The organism is Streptomyces sp. NPDC029151, from assembly GCF_055564315.1.
This window is the reverse complement of sequence record NZ_JBVHWQ010000005.1, coordinates 165796-186982: the sequence shown is the minus strand read 5'-3', so window position 1 is coordinate 186982 and position 21187 is coordinate 165796. Positions and strand designations below refer to the sequence as shown.

Genomic DNA, 21187 nt, shown 5'->3' with positions numbered 1-21187 from the left:
GATGCCTGGGTGACCGATCTCCTTGAGACCCCCCGTCCCGCCGGCACCAGCAGAACAGGCATGGGCAGGATCGCCGCTGCCGCCGGGCTCGCCGTCATGCTGTGGGCCTCGGCATTCGTCGCCATCCGCGGTGTCGGGAACGCGCTGTCCCCTGCGCCGTTGGCGCTGCTCCGGCTGGGCGTGGCGGCCGTCACGCTCACGGGGATCGCGGTGGCCAAGCGGACGGTCCACGTCCGTCTGTCCCGCAAGGCGCTCCTGCTGATCGCGGCGTACGCCGTCCTGTGGCTCGCCGGCTACACCGTCGCTCTCAACGCGGGGGAACGGCACGTCGATGCCGGGACCGCCGCGTTGCTGGTGAACCTCGCGCCCCTGCTCGTGGCGATCGCCGCCGGGAAGTTCCTCGGTGAGGGCTTCTCGCGCTCTCTCATCGTCGGCTCGCTCGTCGCACTGGGCGGAACCGCGCTCATCGCGACCGGGGCCACCGCACAGCGAGACTGGGCAGGCATGCTGTTGTGCCTGCTGGCCGCCGTGCTCTACGCCGCGGGCGTCATGATCCAGAAGGTCACGCTGCGCCACGTCGACGGCCTCACCGCGATCTGGCTCGGCTGCGTCATAGCCACCGCGTTCCTGCTGCCCTGGGCGCCGCAACTGGCCGGCGAACTGCGGGTGGCCTCCACCGGAGCGGTGCTCGGCGCCGTCTACCTGGGAGTGTTCCCCACAGCGATCGGTTTCACCGCGTGGGCCTACGCGCTGCGCCGCATGGACGCCGGTCGGCTCTCCGCTGTGACCTACGCCGTTCCGGCCGTGTCGGTGCTGTTGTCGTGGCTGCTCCTCGCCGAGATCCCGACGGCCTACGGGCTCGTCGGCGGCGTCCTCTGCCTGACCGGTGTCGCCATCTCCCGCCGGCGGTGAGCCCCGGCGGTCAGCACCACCGCGGCTCTGCCGGCCCCGGGCAGCAGCCGTGGGTGAGTACGCGCTCACCTTTGGGGCTGACGACGTGCCCAGTCGCGATCGCCCGGTGCCGGCTCGGTTCGCCAACGCGCCCGTAGGACTCCGTCGTTGTCGGGCATCACGGCAGTGCACAGAGGCACACGTTCACCCGCGTACACGGACAGGAGCGCGGCGGCACGAGCACGGGACATCCGGGCGGCCAGTTCGGGGAACCGGTCCTCGTCGGCGATGGCGCTGCGGATGGTGCCGTCGTCGTCCTGCCACACGCCTTCGACGAGACCGTCAGCGGGCAGGGCTCTCAGGACGGCGTCGATGTCGGTGGACAGGGGCGGCCAGACGGCGAGACGGGCCCGGGGAGCCAGACCGGCGCGAACAGGGCCGACGGTCTCGCGGGTGAGAGGGTGCCACCGTGAGGCACCTTCGACATACGTCTCTTCCAGGATTCCTGCACGGCCGGTGACGACCGCCCTGTGCAGCTCGGCCCAGAAGTCGTCATCGCCGGGCCGCTGGATGCCCTCCTCCTCGTCCGCGAAGGCGTACGGGGAGGCGTCCACGCGCTCCGGGAACAGTCCGAGCTCCCGGGTGCGGGCCAACGCGTCCTCGCACGGCCGGCTGCTGCTGACGTAGAGATACTGGTCCCATCCCACATGCACCGCGAACCTGCCTTCCACCTCCAGCCGACACCAGGCGCCGTTGTCGCGCAGCATGGCGCGCACCAGCCGCAACCCGACGTCGATCGGTACGTCCGCCCCGTCGTGAAAACCGGCGGTGCCGGCAGGGAAGAGCCCCTCCAGCCCGAAACCGTCCACCGGAGGCTCCCCACCGAGCACGAAGGACGGGATCTGTGGTTCGCGTACGGCCAGGCGATCGACCCCGGTGTCCCCGGCGAAGGCCGCAACTGCCCGAAGGTACGACGCCTCGACCACACCGTGATCACTGACGGTGTCCTCACTGCCGGTGTAGTACCCGTGTTCGTCACGGTCGGCGGGGTCGTACTTCGTCACGCGGTAGACGTAGGGGAGTTGGTGGACCGGGGAGAGCTGCACCGCACCATCATGGCAGCAGCCGGACCGACACCGTCCTGGCAGCCGGTTTCCGGCTGATCCAGCACATATCCGGCAGTCGGCCGAGATGGGTACGCCGAACGTACGGCATCCGTGCGGTCATGAGGTTACTGTGGTGGTCGGGAGGTGCGCGATGTCGCAAGGTGAGTTGTTCGACGCGGTCGATGCGCTGCTCGCGTCGCACGCGCCGCTGCCGCGGCCCGCTGAGCGCAGGCGTCTCCGCAGGGCTCACGGTCTGACGATCGACGAGGTCGCCACCGCGTTGCAGGTGCGCCGGGCGACGGTCAGCGGCTGGGAGTCCGGGAAGACCGAACCCCGCCCACCGGAGCGGGAGGCGTACGCCCGTCTGCTGGACGGGCTCGCGAAGCTCTACCCCGCCCCGGCCGACGCGGACGCGGCCGTCCAGGACCCCGCCCCGGCCGACACGGCCGTCCGAGACGACGACGCGGCGGTACCCAGGGCGTCCACTGGCCCGGCCGCCCCGACCCCGGACGAGCGGCCTGAGCCCACCGGGCGGCCGCCCCGGGCCGCAGCCGCGACTGCTGCCGACGGGAACCCTCCGACCAGCCCCACTGCCGTCGAGGAGGCCCGCGGCCGCCGTCCTGGTTCCGGGAAGCCGCAGGACCGTCCCGCCGCCGCATCCGCTCCCGCTGCTCCGGCCCCTTCGGCCTCTGCTCCGGTCCGTGCCCCGGCCGCGGCGCCCCGCCCGCAGGGCAGCACCCGGAGCGGGTCGACGTCGCGTCGACCCGGCGCGAAGAAGGCGGCGAAGGAGCAGACCACCACGGTGCCGACCGCCGACCCGCGGTTCGCTAACGGCCCCCTGGCCGTGGTGGACGTCGACGCGGAGCGACGGGTGGTGGCGTACTGCACCGGTGGTCTGGTGCTGGACGTGCCGGCCAAGTCCCTCCCGGCCCTGGTGGAGTGGACGCTGAAGGAGGCCGGACTGGGGCAGCCGAAGCTGTCCGGCCCCGGCAAGGACGCTGATCCGCTGCTCGTGCTCACCGAGGCCGCCCTGGAGCGTTACGGTCTTCCCGTCACTCTCACGGATGAGGAGCGGCTCGCCGGGCGGGTCCCGGAAGGCCACAAGGTCGTCAAGCAGCTGGCCCGCGCGGGATGGAAGCTGACCAAGCGCGGGTTCGGCCCGTGGGTGCGCATCTACCGCCCTGCGACCGGGTCGGAACGGGCGTGCGTGCAGTTCTGCATCCCGTCCTGGCACGCGCTGGACTCCCGGTACTGGGGAAACGCCGCCGCGCTGCCACCCGCGGACCTGGCCCGCGTGCTGGGTGTGTACGCATCGCGGGTGATGACGCCGCGCGGCTCCGCGGCCGTGACCGGTCTGGAGCTGATGACCGCGCTGCACCCGCCGACGCGCGCCTCCGCACCGGACGCCGACGGCCGGCGGCACTCCGAGCACAATCCCGGCAGTCTGGGCAAGGACCCCGTCGACCCGGCGCCGTGCGAGGCTCCGGACGGCCACCCGCTGCTCAAGGACCTGCCGCGTTTCCACGTCCGCGGCCCTGGCGAGAAGCTGGTGGAGGAGGCGTACGACTGGGCGCGGCCGATGACGGACGCCGAGTGCGCTCTGCCGCACCTGGTCGGCATCGACGTCAACCTCGCCTTCGCCGCCGGCGCCAACGGCCTGACCGTCGGCCTCGGCGCGCCCACCCACGTCGAGGACCCGGTGTTCGACCCCAAGCTCCCGGGGAGCTGGCTGGTGGACCTGTCCCACGTGGACCTCTCGCGGGTGAAGGTGGGCAAGGAGTGGGCGGAGCTGGACGCCGGTCTGCTGCCCAGCCCGTTCACGCCGAAGGGCGAGGCGCCCGAGGGCCCGGCCTGGTACGCCACCCCGACCGTCGCGTACGCGGTGGAGCTCGGCTACGAGGTGCGCCCGGTCGAGGCGTACGTCCGCCACGACAACGGCCGTTACCTGGACGGCTGGTACCAGCGGTTGCGCGACGCCTACCTCGCCACGATGGCCGACCTCGGCGTGCACGCGGACATGGCCCCGGCCGACTTCCTGGCGGCGATGGACGGTTACCGGGAACGCGACCCGCAACTGGCGATCGTCGTCTCGGCGATCAAGGCCACCGTCAAGGGAGGCATCGGCAAGCTCCGCGAACGCCCGCGCGGTGAGGGCTGGCGGCCCGGCGAACCGTGGCGGGCCCTGTCCCGCCCGACCTGGCGGCCGGACATCCGCGCGGCGGTCATCGCCCGCACGCGGATCAACCTGCACCGCAAGATCCTCAAACACGCGGCGTTCACCGGCCAGTACCCGATCGCGATCCTGTCCGACTGCGTGGTCTACGCGGCGGCCGGGCCCTCGCCGTTGGACTTCCTGCCCTACCCCGACGGCAAGCCGCTGCCCGGCGGCTTCAGGCTCGGCGTCAACCCGGGCCTGGTCAAGCACGAAGGCACCCAGAGCGTGCTGTGGGGCGAGGAGGTCCGCGACCGGTTCGACACCCCCGACCTCAACCTCGCCCGGTACATCAAGGACGGCACCGTCACCGACGCCGACAGTGGAGAGTAGGAGAGGGCGATGAGCCTGTTCGGGGACGGCCTGGACGCCGCGGTGCGCAAGGCGTTCACCCGCCCGGTGCCCAAGAGCGCGCCCGCGCAGATGCGCTACCTGGTCAAGCAGCTCAAGGGCACGAAGGCGGTCGCCCAGCTGCTGCGCATCTCCCAGCGCACCGTCGAACGCTACGTGAGGAACCAGATCAAGAAGCCCCGCCCGGACCTCGCCGCGCGCCTGGAGCGCGAGGTGGCGAAGCGGTGGCAGCCGCAGGTCCGCGCCAGGGCCCGGCAGCAGGCGGCGACGACCGGCGGCATCGTCATCGACACCCGCGCCCGGCTCGGGTACACCGCACCGATCGGCACCACCGACGAGGACCGCATCCGGCACCTGACGGTTGCCCTGCCCCCGCAGTACGCCGCCCGGCTCTTCGACGCCCAGGAGGCCGGCGCCGGCGACCGGCAGTTGCAGCAGATCACCGCGGAAGGGCTCCGCGAGGTGTACTTCCAGGACGGCGGCCGCCGAGCCGGCCAGCTGGAGGAAGTCCGCTTCACCGACATCGAGCACGTGGAGTTCGACCTGTAGCGGCGGGGGCCGCAGCCAGGCCGGCATCGTCGCGAGCGAGCTTCGCCGACTCGAACGATCCGAACCACACGGTCCGGACGGCGCGTTGCACGCCCACCTGCGCCGGCGCGACACGAACCTCCGCCATCCCGACGTCCTGGCCGCCCAGCGCGAGGAACGTGCGCTCCGGTGGCTGAGGGACCAGAGGGGAGCGAACGTTCCCAGACGGAGCACCGGCTCTCGTCTCACTCCAACCGGTGCCGGCGCGGGGCAAGACGGCGGAGTCGCCGTGGGCGAGCAAGGCCCGGATCTCCAGGACGGCTTCGGCCCGGCGCTCCGCCCGGCCGTCGACGCGTCCGTCCGACAAATTCGCTACGCGGCGGCCGGAGCGCCGTGATACACAACCGGCGTGCGAAACATATTGGAGTTCCCCGAGGTCCTGCGGCTGATCGAAGACCGCTCGGCCGCGTTCCGCGCCGCGATCGCGTCCGCCCCCGACCTCGACGTCCAGGTCCCGACCTGCCCGGACTGGACGCTGCGCGAACTGGCGCAGCACCTCGGTGACGGCCGCCGCCGCCAGGCCGCCATCGTCTCCGCGGGCCCGGGCGCCGAGCCCCCGGCGAGGACGAGCCCGAAGGGCGCCCCGACCGCGCCCCGCGACCCCGAAGCCCTGGACGCCTGGCTCGCCGAGTCGACCGAGCTCATGCTCGACGCGATGCGCGAGGCCGGTCCGGACCGTGGCTGCTGGACCTGGTGGGGGCGCTCGCAGGCCCCGGAGACCAGCGGAGCCGTGGCCCGGCACCAGATCCAGGAGTTCGCCGTCCACACCTACGACGTCCAGCTCACCCAGGGTGCCGCGCAGCCGCTGCCGACGGACATCGCGGTCGAGGGCGTCGACGAGTTCCTGACGACCGTCTCGGCGACGACCGTGCCCTGGCCGTTCAAGCCGGCGACCATCGACCTGCACGCGACCGAGGGCCGCTCCTGGCGCCTGACCCTCAATGCCGACGGCGTCCGCTGCGACGACCTGGCCGCCGACGCGGAGCCGGGCGACCTGGCGATGCGAGGCGCAGCGAGCGATCTGGTCCTGTACTTCTACGAGCGCGTCCCGTTCGACCGCCTGGAGACCACCGGCGACACCGAGCCGATCGAGCAGCTCGCGGGCTGGGACCCGAACGCGTAAAGCGTGCACATGTGACGTGCCCGTCGGTTGTGCGCGCTTCCGGGGGAGCCGATGGGCCCGGCGCTGCGGACACCGCGCGGCTGCGGGCAGGCTGTGGACCTGCGGTTCAGGGGCGAGAGCGCACCGGCGGGCGGCCAGGCACATCGGCGTTCAGCCGGCCGACTGCTCTTCCCGGTGTCGCCGGCACCGGAGAGGCGTCCGAGGTGCTCGTGGACACCGGTGCGCGGCGGCCGGCGGCGTTCCGCTCCATGAGCAGGGGTGCCACGCGCGGGTGCCCGGCCGACGGGCGGGCGCGTACCGCGCGGACGATCCGCGCCACGGTTCGGCCCGGGTTCGGAGGCTGGGTCAGCCCCGCGGGGGCGGCGCCGCACGTGCCGGCGCAGGCCCACACCTGAGCGGTGCTCAGCCCACGAGTGGGCTGCGGGCCGAAAGCCGCAGGGCCCAGGCGATGCAGGCGAACGAAGCGGTGCACGTCAGGGCACGGATCAGGTTCCACCTGACCCAGGCGGTCTCGAAGGCTGCCCGGACCGCGGCGGGATCGGCGATGCGGTCCGGCGTACCGGCCGCCGCGAGCCGGTCGTTGAGCGGGACGCTGACCGCACTCGTGATCACCAGCATGGCCAGCTGGAAGGCGGCCGCCGCGCCGATCCACAGCAGCAGCGTACGGTCGCCGTCCCGCAGCGCCAGCGCACCCGCGACGCCGATCAGGACCACCGCCCCCAGGAAGGACAGCATGAACCAGCCGTTGAGGATGGCCACGTTGATCCGCTGCATCACCTCGATGAAGATCCGGTCGTCGGTACGGGCCAACCCTGGCATCACCGAGCAGGAGTAGGCGTAGAACAAGCCGGCGCCGAGACCGGTGGTGACTGTCGCCCCGAGCAGGAGCACCGTACGAAGAGCGGGCATTTCTCAACAACCCCCGTGTCAGCGTTTCCAACGACCCTCGTTGTCCGAGGTGTTCCTCAGTCAATCCGCAGGCCGGCAGTACGGGCCATCGTCGAAGCGCTCGCTCCCATACGTGATCGTCCAGCAGGCCATACGCTTCGCCACATGGACGCACTCGGCGCACTTCTGACCGGCCCCCGCGCCCGTGGGGCCTTTCTGCTCCGCTCGGTATTCGACCCGCCCTGGGCTGTCCGGATCCAGGACGAGGCACCACTGACCGTTCTGAGCATGGTCCGCGGCGAGGGCTGGATCGTGCCCGACCACGGAACGCCCGTACGGCTGCGCCCCGGGGACCTGGCGATCGTGCGCGGGCCCGAGCCGTACCAGGTCGCGGACCACCCTGCGCGGGAACCGCAGGTGGTGATCCACCCTGGTCAGGTGTCGACGGACCCCACCGGCGGCGAACTGTGCGAGGAACTGCACCAGGGCGTCCGCATGTGGGGGGAGCGTCCCGATGCCGAGCACGTGCTGCTCAGCGGCACCTACCAGTTGCCCGGCGAGGTCACCGAACGGCTGCTGCGCACCCTGCCGACCGTGGTGCTGCTGACCGCCGAGGAATGGCCCTCGCCATTGCTGCCCTTGTTGCAGGCGGAACTGGACCGCGATGAGCCCGGGCAACAGGTGGTCCTCGACCGGCTGCTCGACCTCCTGCTGATCAGCGCTCTGCGGACGTGGCTGTCCCGGGCGGCCGACGAGGCGCCCGCCTGGTACCGGGCGTACGGCGACGCGGTGGTGGGATCCGCCTTGGAGTTGCTGCACTCCGACCCGAGCAGGCCCTGGACGGTCGCCCGTCTCGCCGCCGAGGTCGGCGCCTCGCGCGCAGCGCTCGCCCGCCGCTTCACCGAGTTGGTCGGAGAGCCACCGATGGCCTACCTCACCGGTTGGCGGCTCGCTCTCGCCGCAGACCTGCTGACCGAGCCCGACGCCACTCTCGCCTCGGTCGCCCGCCGGGTCGGCTACAGCAGCGCCTTCGCGCTCAGCGCGGCCTTCAAGCGGGTCCGCGGTGTCAGTCCCGCTGACCACCGTGTCGTGGTCCATGGCGAGTCGAGCCCCTGACTTCCTCGGTGCTTGGCAGCCCGTAGCCCGTGCCGTGACCAGCTCGCGGCGCGGGCGGTAATGGTGGTGCGCAACTGACTTCTCAGGATCGTCCCGGTGCGCCCGCTCAGGGGCAGAAGGGCGGCCGTACACTCGCGCGTCATGGAAGAGATCTTCAGACTCGGAGAGATCAGCTGTCCGTCGGGGACGCTGGTCGTTGTCGACGGCGGCCATCTGGGGTTGTGGAGCGGAGAGCGGTCGCCGGCGGAGATCGATCCCACTCTGCTCGGCGTTGACGACCCGGTGATGGCCGCCGAAGTGATCAACTCGGTCGATTGCGCCGTGGTGGGCCCTGACGCAGCGGTAGCGGCCCGCAGCTTCGACCGGCAGCCAGGCACCATGCTCCACGACATCCCGGCCTCCCAGTCGGCGGAACTGGAGAGGATCTTCGAACGACATTGCCGAGCCGCCGGCCTGGTCGCCCGCCTGGAGCCGTTGCCGAGCCGCGAGCCACATGCCCAACGCGTGCGCCGCACCGCCGCTGAGGGCGGCGGCAGCTTCCTGATGTTCGGTGTACCCGTCGTCGTAGTGGAAGGGGTGCCGCGCGACCGTCGTCTGCCAGTGGTGGCGTCGCGGGTCGACTTCGGCGACGGCATCGGGCCGCGCTGGTCCGAGATGTCGGTGCGGATGCGTGAAGCGCAGGTGGAGTCATCTGTGCCGCTGGGCGACGTAGGAGTCGACTGGGCGCGTGTGCTCTTCGGCGATGCCGAGGCCTTGAATGCCTGGCGGCACGACGAGCCTGTGGACGGCTTGGCGGACGTCGCGTTCTGGGGGGCTGCCGCGGACGAGGCCGCCGCGGCGTTCGCAGCACCGGAACTGGGCGAACCCGGCGAGGACGGTGTCCGAGGGTGGGTTGGACTGGCCGTGGCGGAGGCGGTGGAGAAGGCTCGCGCTGTGCAGAGGTGGAAGGAGGAGACCGGGCGCCGCATGATGCTCGATTTCCGGCCGCATTCCCACCACTGGCATGTCATGCGACAGGTTCGCGCCTCCGAAGGCGGGGCCGGGACCGTGGATATCGGGGACGCCCGGTTGCTCTGCGCGATGACGAGTTGGGGTGACGGCTACTTCCCCGTGTCGGCTGACCTGGATGCAACTGGCGCCGTGGTCGCGGTGCGGGTGAGCTTCTCGGACGCGCTCGAGTAACCGTCGACAGTGATGCGTGGTCGCGGACTGCAGCTTCCGCTGGTCACCACGTGGGCGGCGGCTACGACTGCCGGACCAGGCCGGAGCGGCGGAGGGCTACCGCCCCGTCCGACTGCGGAGCCCGTGCACACCAGGGGGTATCCGGCCGCCTGGCGGCACGATGGTGTTCAGGTCGAGCTTGGAGCCCTGTGAAGCGGATACCGACCCCGGGAGCGGGTCGATCACCCGATCTGGCCGGGTGGGGCGCCCCACCACCGGGCTGTCGGTTCCCGCCACCGCTCGGGCGCACAGCTCTGTCCGATTCCGCGAACGGGGCCGTCATATCGCGATCCGTGGCAACACGTACGAGGCGTGACGCACCGCCTGCGACGGCGGACGCATCCGCGGAGGGGCTCGGGCCGGCGGTGGTAGTGGTGCCTTCTACGGCAGGGAACGGGTGAGCCACACCAGCTCACCACTGTCTTCGTTCGAGACGTGGTCGCGCTGGAACCCCAGCTTTTCGAGAACGCGAAACGAAGGAAGGTTCCATGGGCGCACCGTCGACCAGAGCCGTTCGCGTCCAGTCGCGGTCGCCGCGTCGAGCACCGCGGACGCCGCCTCGGTCGCATAGCCTTGCCCGTGCACGCGCCGGAACAGCTCGTAGGCAATCTCCGGCTCGTCGACAGAAGCCCGACCCACGGTGAGCCCGCAATAGCCGATGAAGTCGCCCACCTCGCGGCGGATGACGGGCAGCAGAGCGATCCCTGTCCGTGCCGCCGCAGCGAGCTGGTCCTCGATCATCCGCCGGTTGGCCTCGATCGAGGGCGTGCCACCCCCGCGTTCGGCGACGAGCGCGCGATGGGCGTCGATGTCGGACTCGGTCCACTGGCGCAACACCAGCCGGGCGGTGTCGAGTTGGGGGGCCATCGGCGCGTACGGCATGGCAGCACCTTATCGGTACCGCTTCCTGATGCCAGGCGCGCGCCGGGATACCGAACTGCACGGCCGTACGCCACGGGTGGCTGCCCGTCAGACGAAGGCGGGCGCGGCGGGAATGCAACGGGCCTGCTCACCGCAGCCCCGGTGTTGGACGGATGTCCGGCGGCCCCCTCGGTGGCGTCCGTCCGCAGTCAACGCGGACAGACGTGGGGAACCAAGCCGAGGAACCCTGAGGCGGAGCGGACCACGCGGCGGCCGCATCGGCACACCGGCAGTGTGACTGCCCCCGATCGGGCTCCCGTCACGCCGGTCAGGCCCTCGTCTCAGGCCCTCGTCCTGCCGGTCAGGCCCCCGTCGCGCCGGCCAAGCTCCCGTCCCGCCGGTCAGATCCCCGACGGGGGTGTGCAGCCGCTCAGCCGACGGTGGGCCGGTCGCTGCCCGGGACCAGGTGTGCGTGCCGGCCCCGGGGGCAAGACAGCAGCCGATCGTCCAGCCCGAGCCGGCGCGCCTCGGTCAGAAAGTCGTCGAGAGGTGAGCGGAACACGGTGTAGTCGTCGTAGTGCACGGGCAGCACCCGGCGCGGGTCCAGGCGCCGGGCGAGTTCGGCTCCCTGGGCGCCGTCCATGGTCACCACGAATCCGCCGGGCAGCTGCGTGCCACCCAGGTGGAGGATCGCCAGGTCGGCGGTGGGGAAGCGGCGGCCGATCTCTTCCAGGCCGTCGAACAGCAGGGTGTCACCCGAGACGTACAGGCGCAGCCGTACCGGCCCGGTGGCCGGGCCGAATTCCAGCATGCTGCCCATGACGGGCGGCAGCAAGCGGCGCAGCGCGGGGTGCAGGGCGTGCCGTCCGGGCAGCGAGGTCACCCGTACCTGGGCTGTGCCGTGCCGCAGTGTGCAGCTCTCCCAGGTGCGCAGGCCTCCTGCCCGGTGGAATCCCTGCAGGGTACGCAGCCGACGTGCGGCGTGGGGTGTCGTGACGATCGGGAGCGCGTGGTCCAGGTGCTTTCTGGCGCGGCGGTCCCAGTGGTCGCCGTGCAGGTGCGAGAGGACGACGCCGTCCAGGCGGGGCAGGTCGACGGCGTCGAGGGCGGGTTCGGTGAGCCTGCGGCTGACCAGTCCGTATCCCAGGTGGGCGCGCTCGCCGCGGTGGAGGAAGTTGGGGTCGGTCAGCAGGGTGAGTCCGCCGAACCGCAGCAGGACGGTGGCGTTGCCGATGAAGTGGAGGTCGAGGGTGTCGTCGAAGGCTGTCATACCGGTTCCTGCCCGGCGGGCGCGGCCCGTCTGCGTCGGCACGGTCTGGTGGCCGGGCTCCGGGTTCCCCTCACACCGGGGCGCATACGTCATGTCGGCCCCTGGCGGAGAGCGGCCGATCACACGGCTCGGGTCATCACGCCGTGACGATCCGGGGCGGTCACGCCGCTGCGGCTGCTTCTCGTCCGTTCACCGGCGAGGAGCGGGCTGCTTGCCGTCGTGATTGTTTCCGCACGTGTTCGGGTCGGCACTGTGAGGCGATCGTGATCGAGGAGCGGGCGGTGGCCGACCGCGACGGGTGGGGAGCGGGGACCACCCTCCACTCCTCACCGCCCGCGCCGCTGAGTGCCGCCTGCCGGTATGGGGAGGAGGCCGCCACGGGCTGCGGCTCTGCGCGCCGGCTGAGGGTACGGCCCCTTCACGCTCCAGCCGACGTCACCGCGTGCTGACGGCCGACGCGCCCCCCTGTCCGTCGACCGTGGGCCGGGAGTGGGGCGCCACTCGGTCCGGCGGCGAGACCCGGCGGTGCCCGCAGCCGAGGCCGCGGGGTTCGAAGTGGCCCCACCCGCGGAGGACGCCGGCAGTCTGCTTGGATCTGGGCATGACGGACTGGTCGAAGCTCAGAGATGCGTACGGCTCGGCAGAGGGTGTCCCCGCCCTGCTGGAGCTGTTCGAGGCGGACCCGCAGGGAGTCTGGTCGGAGCTGATGGACCGGTTGTGTCCGGGCCTCGACACCGCTTTCTCGGCGAGTTTCGCGGCTCTTCCCCGGCTTGCCGAGATGGCGGCCGGCCGGGAGCCCGCGGACCGACACTGGATCCTGTCCGCAGCCGGCCCGATCGTGTCGTCGGCGCGCAGGTCGGTCGAAGGCGTCACAGCGCGCGAGGTCTACTCCTCCGAGATCGCCGAGCTCGCGCGGCTCACCGGCGACTGCCTGCGTCTGCCGCTGGAGATGGAGGACTACGTCGGGTTGCTGCAGACGGCCCTGGCCTTCGAGGAGGTCGAGGTCTGGGACGAGTGCCTGGACGATCTGGCTCAGGGCGAGTACGAGGTCGAGTGTCCTCACTGCGGAGTCAGCCTGTTCATCGTGATGGGCGAGGACGGCTTCTTCTCGTGCAGCGGTGACTACGCGCTGCGGGATGTCGAGAAGGCGCCGCTTCGGCCCATCGATCCGCAGGAGTCGGCGGGTCTGGCCAGGCGACTGCATGACCGTGCCCTCGCCGACGGGCAGCCGGAAGTCGCCCGAAGGCTGACGTATCTGTTCGGGCGCTCCTCCTGCATCGACTGCGGGACGGGATTCGTGGTGGCGGACCGCGTGATCGCGCAGGCGATGCCCACCGTGTGAGCTTCGGCTGTCTGATCGATTCGTCGCTCCGCCATGCTTGACGGGGGCGGGACAGGAGGGCTCCACGTGCCCGCACGGCTCGCGATTCCCGCGACACGCCATGGCCTTTAAAGTCTCTCTGTGGACAGCAACACCTGGTTCGAGGTCGAGGACCCGGAGGAGTTCGGCGAGGAGCCCTGGGACTTCGGCGAGGCCGAACTCGCCTTCCTCGCCGTTCTTCGCACCCGCGCCTCCACCTGGCGAGTGCCATGGGCTCCCAGCAACGTCTCTCGTCCCGAGGACGACTCGTCGCTCCTCGTCTGGATCTCCCTCGTCGACGAGACACGCCCACGGATTCTCGGCGAGTGGGCTGTGCATTTCCACGGCACGCACGTGCGGGCGGGGAAAGTCTCCGACCAGCTCTTCAATCTCCACGAGTCACACGAGCACGGCTTCTTCCGTCTCTCCGGTACGGCCGACGAGCTCGCCCTGAGGTGCGCCGACTGGTTCGAAAGCCTGTTGAGCCGCCCTGTCGTTCGTGCCGAATGGCCGGGAGCGGCTGGAACCACCGCAACCCGCTGGGAGTTCGCCGACACGGGAGAGGCCCTCCTCAACAGCCGTGACGTGCCTGCCGACGGCACGCCCCCGATGCGCCGGGTTCGTGTCCGTCCTTGATCCGCCGGACACTTCCCCGGCCGGCCGGGGACCGGGCCGCACGACGGAGGCCTCTGCGCGCTCACCGGCGCCGAGCTGCTCACGAGCTCTCGTACACGCGCCTACGGCCGTAAGCACCAGCCGCGCAGCAGGTAGCCGGAGGAGCAACGCGGGCCGACAGACCGCCCGTGCCCGCACCGGCTCCTCACCACCGCCCAGCCTCACCGGTCCCCGCTGTCCGCCCGCCGCCGGAGCAGCCACCGGCCCGCCGGCGGCCCCTCACCGCGCTCCACCGCGCCCAGCGCCTGCCGCCAGTCCTCGACCGTCAGCCCGAGAAGGCCCGTACGCGGCGAACGCCTCGGCCGGCGCGTCTCCCCCCACGGAGAGCAAGGCATGGCGCGTGTTCTCCTGACGCCGCGGTCCCGGCACGCTGGAACCACTCCCGCCCAGCGCGCCGGATCTCTGCCGGCCCCGCGAGGAACATCGACGAGGAGCAGACACCGACTCCCGGTCGCCGTCGGCCGGGACAGTCCCCGGCCCCCGGCCGGTACTCGCCCTCGTGCACCCGGGCGGAGTTCTTCGCCCGTGAGTAACGTCCTTGGACTGCCGGGGGTTGACAGCGTGTCCGCCTCCCTCGCGGATCTTCCCCGCGCGTCCCTGGAATGCGCACGCCCGCCAGCCCCGACCCCCCACCGGAGTCACCCTCATGACCACAGCGGCGCCGGGACTCCCCGGTGAACCCTCCGGCGAAGAGCCGACAGGCCCCCTGACAGGCGCGCCCGCACAGCTTCGCCCGGCGGGATCCGACGAGACACCCGCCGGGGGGGCTCCCGGCAGGCGTCACCCGGCGGGGCTTCCTGGGCGCGGCGGCCCTGGGCGGTGTCGGCGCCACGCTCGTTCCGTTCTCGGCGTCCCCTGCGGCGGCCGCACCACCACCCCCCGAGCCGTCGCCGGACCCGTCCGCGGCAAGGGGGCCGTACAGCCGGACGCTGACGTTCACTGCCGGCACCAACGCCTCCGCGACGGTCTCGCCCGACGGCGACCGGCTCGTGATCGAGGTGCAGGGCGTGCTGTGGGCCTTGCCACGGAGCGGGGGCACGGCGACCCCGCTGACCGCCCCGGAGCTGGAGCCGACCCGTCCCGCCTGGTCGCCGGACGGCTCGTCGATCGCCTTCTGCTCCTACGAGGGCGGCGGCTTCCACGTGTGGACGATGGCCCCGGACGGTTCGAACCCGCGCCGGCTCACCTCCGGCCCGTGGGACGACCGGGGCGTGTCCTGGTCACCGGACGGCACGCGGATCGCCTTCGCCTCCGAGCGTGCCGGGGACCCGGTGCGGGGCAGTTCGTACGACATCTGGACCGTGGACGTGGCGGCCGGTGAGCCGACCCGCCTGACCAGCCGGCCGGACGTGGAGGACTACGACCCCGCCTGGCACCCGGACGGCGACCGGATCCTCTTCGTACGCGCGGACGCCGCCGGAGCGCGGACCATCGCCTCCGTGCCGGCCGCGGGCGGAGAGGTCACCACGGTACGCACGGTCGACGCCGGCGCGCTGATGTGCCCCGCGGTCTGCGAGGACGGCCGCGTGGCCTTCGTGTGGACCGGCGGCGGAACCCGGGTCGCCGCGACGTCGGCCCTGGTCGTGGACGGCCGTACGGTCTCGGGCGCCGCGGACGTCTCCCCGCTCCCGCCCTGCTGGACACCGGACGGTGGCCTGCTCTACTTCGCCGACGGCCGGCTCACCACCGTGAGCCCTTCGCTGGAGCCGGCTGGGGACATCCCGTTCACCGCCTCGCTCGAAGTCCCTCGGCCCGTGCACCGCCGCAAGGCACGCGACTTCGACTCCACCGCCCCCAGGCCGGTGCGCGGCATCCACCTCCCGGCGCTCTCACCCGACGGAGGATCCGTCGTCTTCGCCGCTCTGAACGCCCTGTGGCTGATGTCCGTCGGTGCGCGACCCCGCAAGCTGGTCCAGGCCGCTCCCTCCCGGTACGTGCAGATGCCGTCCTGGGCCAGGGACGGCAGGAGCATCGTGTACTCGTACGACGGAGACGACGAAGACGCCGGCGGCGACGGCCTGGCCGCCGTCCACCGGTTCTTCCCCGGCACCGGTGAGGACGCCGTCCTGACCACCGGCGGCCGCCTCAACCCGGCCCTCTCTCCCGACGGGAACCGGCTCGCCTGTCACGACACCGCCGGGAACCTCCTCGTCGTCGACGTCGCATCCGGTGCCGAGACCAGGCTCGCCGCACCACTCGGCGGCAACGGCCTCCCCGGCCGGCCCAGTTGGTCCCCGGACGGCCGGTACATCGCCCTGTGCGACCGGAACCGGCTGAACCGGCGGTTCCGCGAGGGCTACAACGTGATCCGGGTGATCGACACCCGTGACGGCTCTTCCAGGGCCTTTCTGCCGCTGCCCCACATCTCGGTGTCCGACCGCTGCGACAGCGGACCGGTCTGGTCACCCGACGGAACCGCGTTCGCGCTGGTCGTGGAGTCCGCGCTGTGGATCCTGCCCGTCGGCCCGGACGGCACACCCGCCGGCGGGCCGCAGCGCATCACCGACGAACCGGCCGACCACCCGTCGTGGTCCGGGGACTCCCGCCGCCTGCTCCACCTCTCCGGCGGCCGGCTGCGGATGGTCGACCGGGACGGCACGGGGCGCCGTACCCTCCCGGTCCCCCTGGCGGCCGCCCGCCGCCTGCCGCCCCGTACCGACGTGACCCGGGTGCACGCCGGACGCCTGTGGGACGGCACGGGGGACACCGTCCGGGAGGACGTCGACATCGTCATCGCCGGCAACCGCATCAGCGCCGTCGAACGGCACCGCTCCGGCGCCGGACGAGCGGGGGAACGGCGGATCGACGCCTCCGGTTGTACCGTCGTCCCCGGCCTGTGGGACTCGCACACCCACCCGTACCAGAACATCTACGGCGGCCGTCAGAGCAGCCTGATGCTCGCCTACGGCATCACCACCAACGTCTCCCTGGGCGGCTTCGCCTACGAGCAGGCACGCCTTCGCGAAGCCGCCGACAGCGGGGCCCTCACCGGCCCCCGGCTGCTCACCACCGGCGAACTCATCGACGGCAGCCGGGTCGCGTACAGCATGGGCCGTGCCCACCGCACCTCGGACGGCCTGCGGCGCACCCTCCAACGTGCCGTCGCGCTCGACTACGACTTCGTCAAGACCTACGTCCGTGCCCCCGCCCGGGTCATGGCGGAGGCGGCCCGCACCGCCCGCGAAAGGCTCGGCGTCCCCGCAGGAAGCCACCTGTTGACACCCGGCATCCAGGTCGGCCAGGACCTCACGACGCACCTGACGGCGACCCAGCGCCAGGAGTACGGCCGCTCGGCGTCCGCCACCGGACACACCTACGACGACGTCCACGAGATCTACCGCGGTGGCCGCTTCGGGATCATCATCACGCCCTTCAACGCCCTCTGCCTGCTCGGGGACGCCCCGGCCCTGGCCGACGACCCCCGGGTGACCGCCCTCATGCCCCCGTGGGACACCGTCGCGGTGAAGGCCCTGGCCGAGACCCGGCCCACTGAGGAGCAACTGCGCGAACTGCGGCTGGAGATGGCCACCTACCGGCGGATCGTCACCGACGGCGGCATGCTCGCCCTGGGGACCGACTCCCCTCTCACCCCCATCGGTCTCCAGGTCCACCTCGGCCTGCGCGCCCTCCACCGGTACGCCGGTCTGTCCCCCGCCCAGACCCTGCGGACCGCCACCGTCGTGCCCGCCCGGATGTTCGGCGTCGAGGACGACCTGGGCACCGCGGAACCCGGCAAACTGGCCGACCTCACCGTGGTCGACGGCGACCCCTTCCGGGACTTCACCGACCTGACCCGCGTCTCCTGGGTGATGCGCGACGGCATCGTGCACCGTCGGGAGGACGTGACCGGCCCCCACCACCTCGCCGCCGGGCGGACGGCCGACGACAGCGAACACTGGCAGGCGGTCGGCCGGGTCGTCCGCCGCGAAAGCTGCTGCGCGACCTGACCGCCCGACTCCGTCGCTCTCCCGCGAGGGCCCGGCATCACGGGCCGGGAACGGCCTCTTCCCCGACATGGAGTCCGCCGGTGGGCCGACCGGCCACCTCGGTGACGGGGACGCCTCACATCCCCGTCACCCGCGCCACCGTGAACGGTGTCCGAGGGGTGCCCGGGCCCATCGGGCCTCCCTTGTCGAACTGGGAACGGACGACGAGCAGGCCGCGGTGGTCGTGGGCCAGGGTAGTCGGGGTCTGGAGCGCGGGATCGGTCAGGCTGCCGGTGAGGCGGGCCCTGGTGCCGTCGGGGGACAGGCGCCAGCGCGTGAGGGTGTGGGTGGCGTTGTGCGCGGCCCACAGGGTCCCGTGTGCCAGTTCCAGGCCGTCGCCGTGCGTCAGGTCGCCGCCGTGCAGGGCAACCTGACGCACCGAGCCGTCGGCCACGGCCACCCGGTAGAGGCCGCCGCCGGGCATGTCGACGACGAACAGCAGACGTCCGCCGGGGTCGGCGGCGATGCCGTTGAGGGCGAAGGCCGCGGACGGTCGCGCAGGCAGGTCCGCGCTCAGGTCGTAGCGTGCGGTGAAGGCCGCCCGGCCGCCACGGGCGCGGGCCAGTTCGGCCGGGGTGACACGGTAGATCAGCGGACGCACGCTGTCGGTGATGTACGCCGTTCCGTCCGCGGTGACCACGAGGTCGTTCAGGAAGCGCGGGTTGTCGTCCGGCGCCTCGAAACGGGCCAGCAGGCTTCGGTCGCGCAGGTCGTAGACGTCCACACCGGTGGTGGAGTCGATCACCCACAGGCGGCCGGCACGGTCGACCTTGAGGCCGTTGGCCGTGGTCCGGCCGTCGGCCCCGGCCGGCAGGAAGACCTGGGCGGTGCGGTGTCCGGCGGCGGCCCGGTAGACCGCGCCGGTGGTGTACGAGCCGACGTACGCGTCGCCCGTCCTGCGGTCGAGGGCGATGCCCTCGGGATAGGCCCGCTCATCGGGAAGGGTGAAGGCGGTGGAGATGCGGGGCCGGGCGGCCGCCTGTGCGGACACGGGGGCGGTGACGGCCAGGGCTGCGGCCGCGCCGGCTGTCAGGAAGGTGCGGCGGTGCATGGAACGGGACACGGGGTGACGGCGCCTCTCGGATCGATTGAGTCAGCACGTATGGACGTACGCGAACTTATGTTAGAGCTCTAATGATCGTCAAGGTGTGCATTACCGGGGGAGCGCGCATGGCTGTATGTGCCCGATACCATGCGCGGGTGACCACCTCCATGCCCGCGTCCGAGCGCCTCGGCTCCCACCTCAAGCAGGCCGAGCAGGCCCTCGCCGCCACCAAGACCGCGGTGCTGAAACCGACGGGGGTGACGGTCGCGCAGTACGCCGCGCTGCTTCACCTCGCCGACAAGCCCGGCATCTCGGCGGCCGCTCTGGCCCGGCTCTGCGGTGTGACACCGCCCACCATGAACACGGTCCTGAAGAACCTCCAGGACCGCGGACTGATCGCCCGCACCCCGCACGAGTGGCACAGGAACGTCCTGGAGACCCGGCTCACGGACGAGGGCCGTACCGTGCTGGCCGACGCCGACGCCCGCGCCGTACGCGTGGAGCGGGCCCTCGCCGCCGAGTTCACCGACGAGGAGAGAAGCGCGCTGACTCGGCTCCTCGCCCGCTGCGTCAGGGTGCTGGGGGAGCAACGCCCCCGGTGACGGCTACCGGGCGTCCGCGATCCAGTTGCCGTGGAATCCCAGCGGGACCCGGCCGGGCAGGTGAACCCGGGCCAGCGGACGACCGCCGAAGTCCACGGCCGAGAGGATCACGAGGTCGGTCGCGCCGCGGTCGGGGTCGTTCACGTACGCCAGGACGTAACCGTCGTCCTCGTCGCGCGCCCCGCGCCGCGGCACGAACACCGGCTCGCTGACCGCCGCGCCCACGGGGAAGCGGTGCAGCTGCCGGCTGCCGCGCAACATGTCGTGTTTCACCAGGTAGTTCGTGAACTTCTCGTCCGGGGGAACCCCGTCGACGGTCTCGTACGCGCGCCACATCTCCGCCGTACTCGCCGTGTAGGCGTACCGGTGCCGGCGGGAGACCAGGGACTCGTTGATGCGGGGGAACTCCTGCGGACGGTCGTCCAGCCGGGTGCTGCGGACCCGGCCCGCGCCGGCATCGACCGTCCAGCGGTTCAGCGTCGGAGCACCGGTCGCCGAAGGACCGTCCGTGCCGCGCCCGGCAGCGTAGAACGGCGCGGGGAACCCGGAGTACTCCACCACGACGCTGTCACCGTCGTCGTAGGCGTTGAGGGTGTGCGAGTAGAACACGGGGTCGATCTCGAACCAGCGCGTGGTGCCGCCGGTGCGCGGCGACAACCCGACACGCATCGGGTGCCTGTCGTTCCACACGTACGGCACGAGCGCGCCGGCCTGTGCGGCCGCACCGTCGAAGGTGATCGGCACGTCGATGATCACCACGTACTTCCGGGTGAGCGCGAAGTCGTGCATCATCGGCGCGTCCGCGACGGTGATCCGTGTGGTCCGCACCGCCCGGCCGGTGCGGTCGATCATGATGTGCCGCACGTGGTCCCAGGCCGGGTAGTACGCGATCGCGTGCAGCTCCTCGGCCGTGGCGTCGTACTTGGTGTGCGCGGTGAAGGCGCCCGTGAGGGTGGACCGGAAGTCGTACGGGCGCACGGTGTTCAGCTCGCCGTCCAGTTCGTACGGCAGCGGCCCACCCTCCTGCAGGGCCAGGATGCGCCCGTTGTACGGGATCACGTGCGTGTTGCACGCGAAGTCGTCCGGCGGGGCCTGACCCGGGTACGGCTCCCCGAGCTTCGCCGCCACCTGCGAGGACCGCACCCAGCGGTTGCGGTACCACTCGGCGCACCCGCCGCGGAGACGGACCCCGTGCACCATGCCGTCACCGAGCATCCAGTGGTGAGCGCGGACATCCTCCAGACCCAGCGCGTTCGGACCGTTGCGCAGATAGCGGCCGTCCAGGTCGCGCGGAACGCGTCCGGTCACCTGGAGATCGAACGCGGTCAACTCCTCGGTCACCGGAGCGAAGGCCCCCTGGAGGAACGGGGTCGCCCCCGTCGCACCGCCGCTCCTGCCGGTGATGGGGCCCGCCTGCGCCGAAGCCGTGAAGAAGCCGGACCCCAGGCCGCTCCCGACCACCCCGCCCGCTGCCGCGACCGCGGCACCCTTGAGAAGTCGCCGCCGCGTCTGACTGACCATCATGTTCCCCCGCTTCTCTGCCGATACCCCGGACCCGTCGGTCGGATCCGGCGTGACGGAAGCAACCTTCCTCCCCGCTCGCCCGTGAAGCAGTCGGCCCAGGCCCCGGACCGGGGGTGGTGCCGGCACCACCACGAGCCACAGCGTCCACCCGATGCGTCAACCGGGCTCCGGCTCACCGGAGTCGGACACCGACCGCCGTCGCGGACCGCCGTCGGCGCATCACGCACGCGCGCGACTCCGTGGGAAGCCCCCGGTGGAGCACACGCGGGGCGACCCTCCGCCGTCGTCGGGAGTATCGCCGACGATGACGGCCGACAGACCGGTTGCGGGGGAGAGGCCGGTTGCGGGGGAGAGGGCCTGCTCCGGTC

The 21187-nt window shown here is 72.0% G+C and carries 16 protein-coding genes; 10 read left to right on the top strand and 6 right to left on the bottom strand.

What is annotated here, in order from left to right; genetic code table 11:
* Positions 1 to 9 precede the first annotated feature (9 nt).
* On the top strand, positions 10 to 912 hold the full coding sequence (locus ACZ4VF_RS20710; RefSeq protein ID WP_467927583.1) for a DMT family transporter: 903 nt from the start codon (positions 10 to 12) through the stop codon (positions 910 to 912).
* Between the two features lie 65 nt (positions 913 to 977).
* Here the strand turns inward: ACZ4VF_RS20710 and ACZ4VF_RS20705 are convergent, their stop codons facing one another.
* On the bottom strand, positions 978 to 1997 hold the full coding sequence (locus ACZ4VF_RS20705; RefSeq protein ID WP_467927582.1) for an RNA-binding protein: 1020 nt from the start codon (positions 1995 to 1997) through the stop codon (positions 978 to 980).
* A 151-nt stretch (positions 1998 to 2148) separates the two neighbouring features.
* Here ACZ4VF_RS20705 and tap point away from each other — a divergent pair, with 151 nt between their 5' ends.
* The 3 genes from tap (at position 2149) to ACZ4VF_RS20690 (ending at position 6271) form a co-directional block, all read left to right on the top strand.
* Positions 2149 to 4542, top strand: coding sequence for a telomere-associated protein Tap (tap, locus tag ACZ4VF_RS20700; protein WP_467927580.1), 2394 nt, complete (start codon positions 2149 to 2151; stop codon positions 4540 to 4542).
* 9 nt (positions 4543 to 4551) lie between these two features.
* Positions 4552 to 5109, top strand: a complete 558-nt coding sequence (gene tpg / locus ACZ4VF_RS20695) for a telomere-protecting terminal protein Tpg (RefSeq protein WP_467927579.1) — start codon at positions 4552 to 4554, stop codon at positions 5107 to 5109.
* A 388-nt stretch (positions 5110 to 5497) separates the two neighbouring features.
* Positions 5498 to 6271: a maleylpyruvate isomerase family mycothiol-dependent enzyme gene (locus ACZ4VF_RS20690; RefSeq protein WP_467927578.1), complete on the top strand. Its 774-nt coding sequence runs from the start codon at positions 5498 to 5500 to the stop codon at positions 6269 to 6271.
* A 402-nt stretch (positions 6272 to 6673) separates the two neighbouring features.
* Here ACZ4VF_RS20690 and ACZ4VF_RS20685 read toward each other — a convergent pair whose 3' ends face one another.
* The gene (locus ACZ4VF_RS20685; RefSeq protein WP_467927576.1) at positions 6674 to 7180 is read right to left on the bottom strand and encodes an anthrone oxygenase family protein; all 507 of its coding nucleotides are present in this window, start codon (positions 7178 to 7180) and stop codon (positions 6674 to 6676) included.
* Between the two features lie 144 nt (positions 7181 to 7324).
* Here ACZ4VF_RS20685 and ACZ4VF_RS20680 point away from each other — a divergent pair, with 144 nt between their 5' ends.
* Positions 7325 to 8275: an AraC family transcriptional regulator gene (locus ACZ4VF_RS20680; protein ID WP_467927575.1), complete on the top strand. Its 951-nt coding sequence runs from the start codon at positions 7325 to 7327 to the stop codon at positions 8273 to 8275.
* A 141-nt stretch (positions 8276 to 8416) separates the two neighbouring features.
* Positions 8417 to 9457: a hypothetical protein gene (locus tag ACZ4VF_RS20675; protein ID WP_467927574.1), complete on the top strand. Its 1041-nt coding sequence runs from the start codon at positions 8417 to 8419 to the stop codon at positions 9455 to 9457.
* A gap of 420 nt (positions 9458 to 9877) precedes the next feature.
* Here the strand turns inward: ACZ4VF_RS20675 and ACZ4VF_RS20670 are convergent, their stop codons facing one another.
* Positions 9878 to 10378 (bottom strand): GNAT family N-acetyltransferase, encoded by a 501-nt coding sequence (locus ACZ4VF_RS20670; RefSeq protein ID WP_467927573.1) that lies wholly within the window; start codon positions 10376 to 10378, stop codon positions 9878 to 9880.
* A 409-nt stretch (positions 10379 to 10787) separates the two neighbouring features.
* Entirely contained in the window at positions 10788 to 11627 is an 840-nt protein-coding gene (locus tag ACZ4VF_RS20665) for an MBL fold metallo-hydrolase (RefSeq protein ID WP_467927571.1), read from the bottom strand.
* Positions 11628 to 12216: 589 nt separating this feature from the next.
* Between ACZ4VF_RS20665 and ACZ4VF_RS20660 the strand changes: the two genes are divergently transcribed.
* The 3 genes from ACZ4VF_RS20660 to ACZ4VF_RS20650 all read left to right on the top strand — a co-directional run bounded on the left by ACZ4VF_RS20660 (position 12217) and on the right by ACZ4VF_RS20650 (position 17609).
* Entirely contained in the window at positions 12217 to 12969 is a 753-nt protein-coding gene (locus tag ACZ4VF_RS20660; RefSeq protein ID WP_467927570.1) for a hypothetical protein, read from the top strand.
* Positions 12970 to 13089: 120 nt separating this feature from the next.
* Positions 13090 to 13623 (top strand): hypothetical protein, encoded by a 534-nt coding sequence (locus tag ACZ4VF_RS20655; protein WP_467927569.1) that lies wholly within the window; start codon positions 13090 to 13092, stop codon positions 13621 to 13623.
* Between the two features lie 1028 nt (positions 13624 to 14651).
* Positions 14652 to 17609, top strand: a complete 2958-nt coding sequence (locus tag ACZ4VF_RS20650; RefSeq protein WP_467927567.1) for an amidohydrolase family protein — start codon at positions 14652 to 14654, stop codon at positions 17607 to 17609.
* A 115-nt stretch (positions 17610 to 17724) separates the two neighbouring features.
* On the opposite strand, the gene ACZ4VF_RS20645 is transcribed toward ACZ4VF_RS20650, so the two are convergent.
* Positions 17725 to 18711, bottom strand: coding sequence for an SMP-30/gluconolactonase/LRE family protein (locus ACZ4VF_RS20645; RefSeq protein ID WP_467927566.1), 987 nt, complete (start codon positions 18709 to 18711; stop codon positions 17725 to 17727).
* Positions 18712 to 18848: 137 nt separating this feature from the next.
* Here ACZ4VF_RS20645 and ACZ4VF_RS20640 point away from each other — a divergent pair, with 137 nt between their 5' ends.
* Positions 18849 to 19295: a MarR family winged helix-turn-helix transcriptional regulator gene (locus tag ACZ4VF_RS20640; RefSeq protein WP_467927565.1), complete on the top strand. Its 447-nt coding sequence runs from the start codon at positions 18849 to 18851 to the stop codon at positions 19293 to 19295.
* A gap of 3 nt (positions 19296 to 19298) precedes the next feature.
* Here the strand turns inward: ACZ4VF_RS20640 and ACZ4VF_RS20635 are convergent, their stop codons facing one another.
* Positions 19299 to 20816 carry a carotenoid oxygenase family protein gene (locus ACZ4VF_RS20635; RefSeq protein WP_467927988.1) on the bottom strand — a complete coding sequence of 506 codons (1518 nt, stop codon included), beginning with the start codon at positions 20814 to 20816 and terminating at the stop codon, positions 19299 to 19301.
* Positions 20817 to 21187 lie beyond the last annotated feature (371 nt).

Bases quoted from the DNA above. Each gene is read 5' to 3' on its own strand.
- tap (WP_467927580.1), top strand. From the start codon at position 2,149: ATGTCGCAAGGTGAGTTGTTCGACGCGGTCGATGCGCTGCTCGCGTCG.
- tpg (WP_467927579.1), top strand. From the start codon at position 4,552: ATGAGCCTGTTCGGGGACGGCCTGGACGCCGCGGTGCGCAAGGCGTTC.
- ACZ4VF_RS20685 (WP_467927576.1), bottom strand. From the start codon at position 7,180: ATGCCCGCTCTTCGTACGGTGCTCCTGCTCGGGGCGACAGTCACCACC.
- ACZ4VF_RS20680 (WP_467927575.1), top strand. From the start codon at position 7,325: ATGGACGCACTCGGCGCACTTCTGACCGGCCCCCGCGCCCGTGGGGCC.
- ACZ4VF_RS20675 (WP_467927574.1), top strand. From the start codon at position 8,417: ATGGAAGAGATCTTCAGACTCGGAGAGATCAGCTGTCCGTCGGGGACG.
- ACZ4VF_RS20670 (WP_467927573.1), bottom strand. From the start codon at position 10,378: ATGCCGTACGCGCCGATGGCCCCCCAACTCGACACCGCCCGGCTGGTG.
- ACZ4VF_RS20665 (WP_467927571.1), bottom strand. From the start codon at position 11,627: ATGACAGCCTTCGACGACACCCTCGACCTCCACTTCATCGGCAACGCC.
- ACZ4VF_RS20635 (WP_467927988.1), bottom strand. From the start codon at position 20,816: ATGGTCAGTCAGACGCGGCGGCGACTTCTCAAGGGTGCCGCGGTCGCG.